This window comes from Acinetobacter sp. ATCC 27244, from assembly GCF_000156555.1.
Lineage (GTDB): Bacteria > Pseudomonadota > Gammaproteobacteria > Pseudomonadales > Moraxellaceae > Acinetobacter > Acinetobacter haemolyticus.
Genome location: NZ_GG665950.1, coordinates 193,030 through 203,737 on the forward strand (window position 1 = coordinate 193,030; position 10,708 = coordinate 203,737).

Consider the following 10,708-nt stretch of genomic DNA (forward strand, 5'->3'; position numbering starts at 1 on the left):
CCCCTTGATCCATTGATATGATTTTGAGTTGACTGAAAGATAGACAATATTGTGGATAACTTTTGGGTTATTCACATATTAAAACATTTGCCTAAATTGCGGTCATTTTTAAAAAGTGCTACAGTTGCGCGTGGAAATTTTTCCTAACGATAAAATATTTTATCAATCTCACGAAAATATATTTTTTCTTATATACACCTTGTGAATACGGTGTTTTCACATTTATTACATGCGCTCTCACAGCATGAAAATCAAAATTTAATTTAAATCTAAACCATAAAATCGTGTGGTGATGTTCCTATTTTCTTTGTATGGAAATGGGGCGCATCCGAATTGGTTGTTTTTGTGAATAGAACATGATGACGAATAATCAAAATATGACGTTAAACCGTATAACGCTCATGTTTCCTTTAGCTTTGGTGCTATTTGAGTTTGCGGTTTATATTGGTAATGACTTGATACAGCCTGCAATGCTGTCGATTACCCAAGAATTTGGTGTCAGTGCGACGTGGGCTCCTTCATCTATGTCATTTTATTTATTGGGTGGTGCCAGTGTTGCGTGGTTGCTTGGCCCCCTTTCAGATCGACTTGGACGTAAAAAAGTCCTGCTAGCGGGTGTCGCTTTCTTTACGATATGTTGCTTGTTGATTTTATTGACGCATAACATCGAACAATTCTTAGCATTGCGTTTCTTGCAAGGCATTGGTTTGACTGTCATTTCTGCAGTTGGTTACGCGGCTATTCAAGAAACATTTGAAGAGCGAGATGCCATTAAGGTCATGGCGTTGATGGCCAATATTTCTTTGCTTGCGCCATTATTAGGCCCTGTACTGGGTGCTTTTTTAATTGAACATATTTCCTGGCATTGGGGCTTTGTTGCAATTGCATCAGTTTCTTTTTTGAGTTGGTTTGGTTTAAAGAAATTTATGCCATCTGTACAAGAAAGCAGAGCCAAGCAACCATTTAGTTATATCTTTGATGATTTCAAAAAGGTATTTAGTAATCGTCGTTTCTTAGGTACAAGTTTAGCTTTGCCTTTGGTTGCGATGCCGTTGATGTTATGGATTGCATTGTCTCCTGTGATTTTGGTCGATGAATTTAAACTGAGTAGTTTGCAATATGGCTTGGCGCAATTTCCAATTTTCTTCGGTTTGATTGCGGGTAACATCGTCTTGATCAAAGTCATGGATCGTTTTGCATTAGGTAAAACCATCTTGGTGGGTTTGCCGATTATGTTTCTCGGTACATTATTTCTGATTTTGGGTGTAATTTGGCCGCTGTATTTAGTGCCATGTTTATTGATCGGTATGACTTTGATCAGCTTTGGCGAAGGGATTAGTTTCTCTGTGATGTATCGTTTTGCCTTGATGTCCTCAGAAGTATCGAAGGGAACAGTAGCTGCAGCGGTATCCATGGTGATGATGATGAGTTTCTTCATTATCATTGAGTTGGTTCGTCTAATGTATACTTATTTCCATATTTGGGCTTTTGCGCTCGCAAGCGTGACCTTGATTGCTTTATGGTTTGCTCAGCCTAGACGTGTTTTGAAACAAGTAATGCAAGATCGTCAGCAACAAGGCATAAATTAAAACCGCTGAAGTGTGAGTTGATTAGCGAATTTCCAGTTCTAGAAGTTTATTTTTCAACATCACCAGTTCAGTGAGGGTCTCAAGCAACAGACTAATTTGTTTTAGCAACAATTGGTTTTGCTCTGAGACCTGACCCTGCGAACTTAAATGCTGGATTTTGATTAACATGTCTTCAATTTGCTGATGTGGAATCGGTTGTTGTTGAATCAAAGCATGTTTGAGCAATTCAACACTTTGATCAAGCAGCGCCAAGATGTGTTGATCTTGAATTTGAGTACGTTGATGACCCAGTGCCGAAACGTAGCTCAACTGACTATGACTATAGACCAAGTAGCGAAATGCATAATGGATCAGTTCTTGATTGGGTTGTGGTTCGGTACTGAGACTCGAAATCATATTAGACAGCTCGATTTGCGCATTATGTGCCGCACGACGCGCTTTTCGATATTCAAGATCATTGGAACGACCTTGATGATATTGCTGGATGACAGCATCGAAGTAATCCAGCGTTGCTTGACTACTTTTACGGATGTTTTCAGGAATATTGCGGAAGTTCCAATCTGGCCAAATCAAATTCACTGCTAACCAAGCAATGGCACAGCCAATCAGCGTATCGATCATTCTTGGTAAAACGATACTAAAACCAGCACCTTTAAGATTAAAAATCAATAAAACCATCAGTGTTGCCATCACCGTAGCCAGCGCGTATTTCTTTTGGCGTAAATAGAAAAAGTACACTCCGCTAATCACGGTAATGATAAGTTGTCCCTCAATACTGGGTACAAAATAAAGTATAGGTATGCCTAACAACACACCCAATAACGTGCCGATGGTTCTCAGTTTTAGCCGACTTTTGGTTGCAAAATAGGTGATCTGGCAAACAAATAAACTGGTCAGTAAAATCCAATAACCATTTTTGGCGAACGGCAGCAAAGAAATTGCATAACCTACAGCAAAGACGATTGCTAAACGAATAGCATGACGAAATAAAGCAGACTGTGGACTAAGATGTTGCTTAATTTTTAAGAAGAAGTCCTGAAATCCCTGAATATCTTCATCTAGTAGATTGAGGTGTGCTTGCTGATGTTGTGGTGATCCCGTTTCAATGTTTTGTTTTAATTGCAGTTGCGCGAATTGTTCGTGAATACTTTTTAAGTTATTCAAAATGAGTTCTAAGTTTTTAACTTCTAAATTATATGGGTGTTGTGCGATCCAATCTTGCATTGATGCTTCGAGTTGGGCAAGGGCAGCATCGGCAAGTGGGCTGTTTTGATAAGTGGTTTTATGTAGCAATGCCTGACTCAGTTTTTTGCAGGCTGTTGCTTGTAAGAACATATTTTTTTGTATACGGAAAATTAAATCACTCCGGTTAAAGTTCTGATGGATTTTTTCATAATGTAAATAATTTGAGGTCACTTGTTCATGGATATCTTGGGCAAAATAATACAAATTTAACCAATAGATACTGCTGTTGTTCATGCGTGAAGATTTAAGGCGAGAGAGCAAAGATTGTTTGGCTTGATTCAGGCTATTCACCACCTGTGCATTTTTCTGTGAGAGTTCAAATAGCAGCGTTTCAACATTATCGACATTGTCAGGATCGAACAGCTTAGCTTTGCTCTGTAACAGCTCCCCCATTTCTTTAAACGTAGTCGAAATCTTTTCTTGTAGCGGTAATGTAGGGTGAATGATAAAAAACAGGATAGAGGTAAAACCATACCACAGCGCACCACAGACGAAATAACTAGGTTGCTGATACCAATGTGGGTAATCACCTAATCCAAACATGGTGTAGATGGAAAGTAAGATTGTGCCAAAAGAAATAGTAGCGTAGCGTTGACCTAATGCACCCATGAGTACAAAAGCAGCACTAGATAAACTCAAATAGACGATAAACCAGAATTTATAAGGTGCTAGAAAGGTTAAAATTGTACTGACCGTAAAAAACAGTACACAGACGTAAAATAAGTTTCGAAGTCGGATGCTGAGTCGGTCATCAAAATCAGTCAGGGCTGCTGCAATTGCACCTAGTGTGACAGGCACAATAAATTCACTTAGACCCAATGCGTGTAGCAGTAGTGTTGTACCGATTAAAACAATAAAAATTTGTAGGCAATACCGCAAAATTGAATTTGATCCAAAACGATTAAAGAGCAGATACAGACTATTCATAATTATTTTTCTTCAATTGATCTGGTTTTTGTCATACAAACAAATCTTCCTGATCGAAGTATTGTTTGATCAATATGATATGTCATTTTTTGCATCAAGATTAGGTTGATTGTTCAACTAATTATTAAGCAAGATCCATGCACAGTTATGATTTTGAATATTAGTAATGGACAATTACTAGACTTCTTTCTTAAATGCCTTTGATGCTGTCTATCGGGATACTATAAAGAATGCACCAATACTTAAGGAAGAAGTTTAGTCAATAAGTGAGAAAACTGTGGATATCTTTTAAGATACCCACAGCGATTTATTTAGGATCAGGAGGAGCATCAAGTTGAGCAACAGGTTGCTGTTCGACATTTTCATGTAGCCATTCGCGCCAAATTGCCAGTAATACCGCCAAGATGACAGGTCCAATAAACAAGCCAACAAGACCGAAACTCGCAATGCCGCCTAAGACACCAAACATAATCAATAAGAACGGAATCTGTGTTGCGCCAGAGATCACAAGTGGACGGATAACATTGTCAGCACTGCTTACAATCAATACTCCCCATGTCACGACACCAATTGCTTCAACCGTTTGTCCTTGGGCAAATAGCCATAACCCAACGCCAAGATATGAAACAGGGGTTCCAAATGGAATCAATGCCAATATGAAAGTAACAATCGTCAGCAACATCGGGTTCGGCACGCCAGCGACAAAATAACTTAAACCCGCTAAAAGTGCTTGGGCGACTGCTGTTAAACCGATGCCGTATACCACAGCACGTGTGGTTTCTGAGATGGTTTGCAAGTAATGGTGTACACGAGGGCCGATCACCATTTCGAGTGCACGACTGACTTGCGCCAAGATGGTTTGTCCATCTCGATAGAAAAAGAATAAAGTCATCAAGGCAAAGGTCAATTTGACCAAGTTACGGCTAATTTCACTTAGGACAAAGCGACCATAACTTAAATGGCTTTGAATCCATTCTGCAATACTGCGGGTGATGCTATTGGGGTCACCGCTGAGTTCATTGATTGTATGGCTAATATCTTCACCGATAACAGGAAGGTTTCGAATGAAGTCAGGAACTTGAATATGCCCTGAAAATAATTGTTTTTGTAAGTTCATGTAGAGGTTTCGACCTTCTAATTGAAGTAAGAAGATCGCAAAAATAAAAGGGACTCCAATCACTAGAATGACCAAACTAATCATAATTGTTGCATTCAAGGTTGGACGATTTTCCCCAAAAAAGCGACGTTGCACCCATAGGTAAACTGGCCACGTCATATAAGCAATAATCGCGGCCCAAAGAACTGGAACAATAAAATATTTGAGAATATTAAATCCCAAAAACATCAGGACAAAGAACAGTCCAAACAGCAAAACGCGTTGTAAGACAGGAGCGTATTGTTGCACCATAATTTTCTCTAGTGCTTGAAGTTGAATGAATCCATATTAACTGAAAAATCAGAGCAGCGATATTTTCCTTTTCATCTTTTAAGATTTGATATCAAAAGATTACCTTTCTTTGCAAAAGCTAAAACCATTCACTCGGATCATCAACCAACTGATTGAGCACAGGCTGCCATTGGCTTTGTATCATCACAAAATTCTTTTGTGATTTATCAAAAATACTCAAACCTTGCATAGCGAGTGTTCCATAGGCGCTTCGTTCAGAAATCCATGCCACAGGGGGATGCTCAATTTTGGTAAAAAAGTTTTGAATATCTTTGGAACTCGCGCTATTTGGCTTAACGCGATTGGCAATCAGTAAAATTTGTACTTTACCTTTACGAATGCGTTTAATCTCTTGTAAATGTTTGAGGAAGCGACGAGTACTATCAATATCAAAAAATGAAGGCTGTATCGGTGTGACAATCGCATGTGCTTCACTGACCAGTTGTTCAGCATGTTCACCTGAAAGTGCCCCAGGCGCATCAATAATCAAATAATCCAAGTTTTTAGGTGCATCACCAATTGATTTCTCATGGCGCCAATCTAGACTTTGGATCTCTGTGACGGTTTCAGGACGTTGTTTTAACCATTGTAATGCGGATTTTTGATTGTCAGCGTCTGCTAAAGCAACCTTATATCCTTTTTGTGATAATGCTGTAGCGAGGGTGATTGCCGTCATGGTTTTACCACAGCCACCTTTTTGATTTGCGATTAATATTGTCTTCATGAACTTAGATTTATTTAACAGGTCTTTATATATTCAACTATACCTTAGCATCTTTTTTACCAGAGTGTGTGACACATGACAAAAGTTTAATGTTGCAGTTAAATAGCAACCTTGAAGGATAAGGACGTTTTTATGTCGGTTTGGCTTGCAATGCTGATAGGTGCTTGTATCGGTGTGGTTTTGACCACAATTATTTTGTCCAATAGTCGTAACGGACGAATTCAAGCAGAGTATGAAAAATATATTGCAGAATTAGAGTTGGAACATAAACAAGCATTATTAGATGCACAGAAACGCAGTGTGAATACCAGTCGTGCTGTACTCAAAGGAAAAATGGCTGAGCAGTTTGCGCCCATCCTTCCAGAGTTTCGTTATTTACCCAGTGATGCTAAGTTTTTGGGCGACCCAGTGGATTATGTCATTTTTGATGGTTATACCGACTTTCGTGATGGGGATGGCGAGGCCGAAGATATTGAGGTGATTTTACTGGATATTAAAAGTGGTGGTGCACGCTTGAGTAAAGGGCAGCAAGCCATTGCTCAAGCAGTGCAAGAAGGGCGGGTACGCTTTGAAACGCTGAGAATTGATTTTGAGGGCTAGGCATTTTTAGACTTTTGTACTCTTGCCAATAACATTTTTTGAGCAATGACGGGGATACCTTCAGCGTCAAAATATTCTTTTTCTGCAAATTGAAACTTTGTTTGCAATAGATGACGTTCTATATCTCGGTTGAGATGGCAGCCATCGCCAATGCGCTTTTGAATTGGTGTTAATATCGTTTGTAGTGATTGGATTTTAGCAGAATCTGGATGTTTGACATGTTCTAACAAGTGGAATGTTCCCGTTGGTTTTAGCACACGGAAAACTTCTGCAAGTGCTTGGTCGAGTTGAGGAATACTACACAATGTCCATGTTGATACAACATGATCCAAAGACGCATCAGCAAAAGGCAGCTTTTCTGCGCTGGCTTGAATATGTTTGACATAGAATGGCGCATGTTGAACACGTTCTACCGCAAGTTGGTAGATATCAGGATTTGGTTCTAATGCATATAGCGTGTCGATATTGCCATAAAATGGAATATTCAGGCCCGTACCAAAGCCGATTTCTAGTACATCGCCTTCAATCGGCAGTAATAGTTCACGACGTCGATCCATCAAACTGGCTGTTTGCATGACTTGATTGAGTAAATGAGGAAAGATACGGCGTTGATAAAATTGATAAATCATACAGATCCATCCCTTGATTAAATAAAGCAACACATAAATAACAGCACAAAAATATGACCAAAGTGAGTTTGATTGTTACTAAAAAACGCACTTTTTTTCACCATCCAAGCATACTATGAAGAGAGTTGGTTTTTTAAGTTTTTAGTGATATTTTGAGGATGATTGAGCCATGAAAAAGCGTCTATGGATGAGTTTATGCATGGTTGCGGCACTTGGACAAACACACGCATCAAGTAATGGCGTTGAATATAATATTGCCAACGGCTTAGCGCCAGTCGTGAAGTACCAATCAATTTCTGTGCTTCAACCCTTTGATGGGAACTTTCGAATTCTTGGTTCTAAAGTCTATCATGATGATGAACAAGCAAAATTTTCACCGATTGATTACGCCGTGAGTCTGGATTTATTTACCGATCCAGAAATTGCTCGAACCATCTCGGTTCGTCAGTATGATCGTTATCTCAATTGGAATATGAAAACTTTGCCTGTGCCACCTGATCAAGCCATTAAAATGGTATCAAATATGCACATCATTCCAGCAAATCCTGAGATTGCAAAACAAATCAAACAGGTCAAGCGTGGGGATTTGGTCAATCTAAAAGGTGAGTTGGTTGAAGTGCGTGATAAGGATCTCGTTTGGACATCTTCTCTAACTCCTGGTGGTGTAGGTGATGGGGCGTGTGAGTTATTTCGCGTGAGTTCGATTGAATGGATCGAAAGACAGAAAATTTAAAAAGATAGCTTTAAATGGAAAAAAGCCCCTGAGTTTAAGACCAGGGGCTTTTTTATGAGATAAATGTATAAACTTTCAATTAGTCTTCAGGTGTTTGCTTGTTTTTCCAGTGGTGTAATTGGCTTTGAGCATGCAAATACTGATTAAGTTGGTCTACTTGCTGAGCAGAATCTGCTTGAGTATTCGGTTGATCCAAAACTTTGGCTTGATGTTCCCAATAACTATAGAGTAGACCTTGGATATAACGTCCTTGTTCGGTTTTAAGATCTAGTTCCTTGAGCATGGTCAGCGCAGATTTTACATTATCCTTTTGGCGTTGCTGTTCAAACTCAGGTGTGAGTGTCCCTTTCTCACGCATTTCCGCTACTTCAATTTCCATACTGTCCGTCATGTCCGTGAAGCGTTGATCGTAATCTTCTAGAATGGCAATATCCGCAGCGTCATTTGCAGTATCAGGAAATTGCTTGATTGGCACTGGATTGAGTTGACCAATTGCATCTTTGACAGAATCACTCGTTCGATCATTTGATCGTGAGGGTTCTTGTTCTTTGTTACATGCACTGAGCATGAGCGCTGCAGTTAATGTAAATGTGATCGCCAGCGTTTTTTTAATTTTAGACATAGTTCCACTCAAGTTGATATTTTCTGAAAATGATAAGCAAAAGTACGATAAGGAAAGTCAATCTGATCTTGCGGATTTAATCCCGTAAAATCAAATACAATTTGTTCAAATTTTGCCTTTAATCGTTGTTGCTCGTGTTGGGGCATGGCAGCAATAAAACTGGTCGAAAGTAAGCGCTTACTCACCACTTGCTCTACAGTACCATGATGATAGAGCTGGAAGTTTTGTAGTCCATTGAATTTGAACAGTCCTTGATGTTCAAATACCTGTTTCCATTGTCCAGTATGGTAACGAGGCGTATCACCTTCGAATGGCGCAATCTCATTTGCTAGGGCTTTCACCCAATCGACGTCAATATCGCGTTGATTCCAAACTAGGCCTAAATGTCCTGAAGGTGCTAACACACGATGCATCTCTTTCAATGTTTTTAGATTAGCAAACCAATGAAATGATTGTGCGCAAACAATAGCATCAATGGATTCATCATCCAAAGGGAGTTGATCACTAAACGCTTGTAGTGAAATCACCATAGGATGTATTTGTTGTAGTTGCTCTAACATTGCTGTTACAGGCTCGATTGCAACAATTTTTGCTTGGGTTTGTAAGAGGTAAGGTAAGAATTTGCCAGTCCCAGAACCTAGGTCTATAACAGTGGAATTTTCATCTATCTGGAGTCGATCTTGCAGCCAAACCCCTATTTCTTGTGGATAATTGGGACGAACTTGTTGGTAGAGTTCAGCCCCTAAACTAAAGCCCTGTTGTGCAGCTGGATGCAAGGATTGTGTCATTTTTTGCGCTTTTTAATCTGCCCGATCTCTATAAAATAAGATACTCCGCAATTTTGGATTGGCAAAGTAAGTATTTGTTGATTCCCATCAAGGATCTTTTTTTAGTGTGAGCATGGATAAACAAATAATATTTGAAGATGATCATATTCGCGTTATTTTTTTAAAAGGTTCAAGTGATACTTTAGTGGTTTCGTTTGGCGATTTGATTAGTCGCGCTAAAGGCATGTCCATCAATGCTGAAAAATCATTAATAAAATACCAATACAATGTGATCGGCATTATGCCGAAGCAAAAGACATGGTTTCCCAAAAGCAGCATGCTCAACATGCAGCAACAGATTCAACCATTTTTAGCACAGTTTAAAGAGCGAGTCGGCTATGGTGGCTCGATGGGTGGCTATGCTGCCATTAAGTATTCAAATTTATTGAATATGCAAAAAATTGTGGCTTTTGTACCGCAATACACCATTGATCCTGAAGTGGTGCAAGACCGCCGTTATGCAGAGTTTTTTGATGTATCAATTCATCAACATATGGAAATTCAACCGGATGAAGTTGATTCATCTCGTGAATATATCATTGTCTATGATCCATATTTTGCTGAAGACAAAGAGCATTTCTTAAAAATTAAACCATTATTACCGCAAATGCATGTGATTCATTTACCCTTTACAGGACATGAAGCACTTTCTGTTTTGGCGAGTTCTGAATTACTGAATGACTTTGTTGAAAAGCCATTTGATATTACCTACTTCTATCAGCGGGTTCGTCAAGTGAAGAAGCAGAGTAAATTCTATTATCGTCATGTACTTGATGCTTTACTGCCTCGACATCATCAGGCGTTATTAAAAATTTTAGAAAATAACGATCTACAGTTAGATGAACGTTATTTCGATGCGGTGATGAAACAAAAACTCGTGCAGCAATTGTTCAGATTGAAACAAGGCACTGAGCAGAACTTAGTGAAATTAGGAGCATTACCCCATTTTGTGCAACAAAATGGGGCGGTAAGCCCAAAAGTTAGCACGAGTCAGCATGAGTTCTTGGTTTTTAATTTGGTGAGTTTAAAACTCGAAAGTTATAGTGCAGATGTGATTGCTGCACAGTCGCAATATTTGCTTCCTTTAAGTGGTAAAGGTACTGCTTTGATTGAGTTAGCATTGAATGGCGACCATTACTTATTGACGATGAATGATCGGGGGATACATAAGCTGATCGCGTTAGATGAACCGTTACCTTTGGATCAATCGCCGTTAATTTTTAAGCAATACGCTGAATTTTGCAGTGTGAGCTATAAGCAATTGACTCTGGCTTGTGATGCAAACGGTTTAAGCCATTTTATTGAAAATAACGTAGATGAACAGACCAAATTATTCTTGATTTGAGTGCGAAATCAGAAGCAAAA

10 protein-coding genes are annotated in these 10,708 nt (G+C 39.1%); 4 read left to right on the top strand and 6 right to left on the bottom strand.

Annotated elements, in window-relative coordinates:
* Positions 1-359 precede the first annotated feature (359 nt).
* On the top strand, positions 360-1,589 hold the full coding sequence (locus HMPREF0023_RS03070; RefSeq protein WP_171057916.1) for an MFS transporter: 1,230 nt from the start codon (positions 360-362) through the stop codon (positions 1,587-1,589).
* 21 nt (positions 1,590-1,610) lie between these two features.
* On the opposite strand, the gene yccS is transcribed toward HMPREF0023_RS03070, so the two are convergent.
* From yccS to HMPREF0023_RS03085, 3 genes are all read right to left on the bottom strand, one after another.
* Positions 1,611-3,761: a YccS family putative transporter gene (gene yccS / locus HMPREF0023_RS03075; protein ID WP_004641211.1), complete on the bottom strand. Its 2,151-nt coding sequence runs from the start codon at positions 3,759-3,761 to the stop codon at positions 1,611-1,613.
* A 307-nt stretch (positions 3,762-4,068) separates the two neighbouring features.
* Complete coding sequence (locus HMPREF0023_RS03080; RefSeq protein WP_026056338.1) at positions 4,069-5,166, bottom strand: AI-2E family transporter; 1,098 nt, start codon at positions 5,164-5,166, stop codon at positions 4,069-4,071.
* Positions 5,167-5,287: 121 nt separating this feature from the next.
* Positions 5,288-5,932: a ParA family protein gene (locus HMPREF0023_RS03085; protein ID WP_005086938.1), complete on the bottom strand. Its 645-nt coding sequence runs from the start codon at positions 5,930-5,932 to the stop codon at positions 5,288-5,290.
* 132 nt (positions 5,933-6,064) lie between these two features.
* Between HMPREF0023_RS03085 and HMPREF0023_RS03090 the strand changes: the two genes are divergently transcribed.
* Complete coding sequence (locus tag HMPREF0023_RS03090) at positions 6,065-6,532, top strand: Holliday junction resolvase-like protein (RefSeq protein ID WP_005086937.1); 468 nt, start codon at positions 6,065-6,067, stop codon at positions 6,530-6,532.
* On the opposite strand, the gene HMPREF0023_RS03095 is transcribed toward HMPREF0023_RS03090, so the two are convergent.
* Positions 6,529-7,161: a class I SAM-dependent methyltransferase gene (locus HMPREF0023_RS03095; protein ID WP_004641203.1), complete on the bottom strand. Its 633-nt coding sequence runs from the start codon at positions 7,159-7,161 to the stop codon at positions 6,529-6,531. The genes HMPREF0023_RS03090 and HMPREF0023_RS03095 overlap by 4 nt on opposite strands.
* A 169-nt stretch (positions 7,162-7,330) precedes the next feature.
* Here HMPREF0023_RS03095 and HMPREF0023_RS03100 point away from each other — a divergent pair, with 169 nt between their 5' ends.
* Positions 7,331-7,894: a hypothetical protein gene (locus tag HMPREF0023_RS03100; protein ID WP_004641202.1), complete on the top strand. Its 564-nt coding sequence runs from the start codon at positions 7,331-7,333 to the stop codon at positions 7,892-7,894.
* Positions 7,895-7,973: 79 nt separating this feature from the next.
* Here HMPREF0023_RS03100 and HMPREF0023_RS03105 read toward each other — a convergent pair whose 3' ends face one another.
* Together HMPREF0023_RS03105 and HMPREF0023_RS03110 are read right to left on the bottom strand one after the other, a co-directional pair.
* Entirely contained in the window at positions 7,974-8,516 is a 543-nt protein-coding gene (locus HMPREF0023_RS03105; RefSeq protein ID WP_004641200.1) for a hypothetical protein, read from the bottom strand.
* Positions 8,517-8,524: 8 nt separating this feature from the next.
* The gene (locus tag HMPREF0023_RS03110) at positions 8,525-9,304 is read right to left on the bottom strand and encodes a class I SAM-dependent methyltransferase (RefSeq protein ID WP_005088420.1); all 780 of its coding nucleotides are present in this window, start codon (positions 9,302-9,304) and stop codon (positions 8,525-8,527) included.
* Positions 9,305-9,416: 112 nt separating this feature from the next.
* Between HMPREF0023_RS03110 and HMPREF0023_RS03115 the strand changes: the two genes are divergently transcribed.
* Positions 9,417-10,688 (top strand): hypothetical protein, encoded by a 1,272-nt coding sequence (locus tag HMPREF0023_RS03115; protein WP_008941183.1) that lies wholly within the window; start codon positions 9,417-9,419, stop codon positions 10,686-10,688.
* Positions 10,689-10,708 lie beyond the last annotated feature (20 nt).

Bases quoted from the DNA above. Each gene is read 5' to 3' on its own strand.
- HMPREF0023_RS03070 (WP_171057916.1), top strand. From the start codon at position 360: ATGACGAATAATCAAAATATGACGTTAAACCGTATAACGCTCATGTTT.
- yccS (WP_004641211.1), bottom strand. From the start codon at position 3,761: ATGAATAGTCTGTATCTGCTCTTTAATCGTTTTGGATCAAATTCAATT.
- HMPREF0023_RS03085 (WP_005086938.1), bottom strand. From the start codon at position 5,932: ATGAAGACAATATTAATCGCAAATCAAAAAGGTGGCTGTGGTAAAACC.
- HMPREF0023_RS03090 (WP_005086937.1), top strand. From the start codon at position 6,065: ATGTCGGTTTGGCTTGCAATGCTGATAGGTGCTTGTATCGGTGTGGTT.
- HMPREF0023_RS03095 (WP_004641203.1), bottom strand. From the start codon at position 7,161: ATGATTTATCAATTTTATCAACGCCGTATCTTTCCTCATTTACTCAAT.
- HMPREF0023_RS03100 (WP_004641202.1), top strand. From the start codon at position 7,331: ATGAAAAAGCGTCTATGGATGAGTTTATGCATGGTTGCGGCACTTGGA.
- HMPREF0023_RS03105 (WP_004641200.1), bottom strand. From the start codon at position 8,516: ATGTCTAAAATTAAAAAAACGCTGGCGATCACATTTACATTAACTGCA.
- HMPREF0023_RS03110 (WP_005088420.1), bottom strand. From the start codon at position 9,304: ATGACACAATCCTTGCATCCAGCTGCACAACAGGGCTTTAGTTTAGGG.
- HMPREF0023_RS03115 (WP_008941183.1), top strand. From the start codon at position 9,417: ATGGATAAACAAATAATATTTGAAGATGATCATATTCGCGTTATTTTT.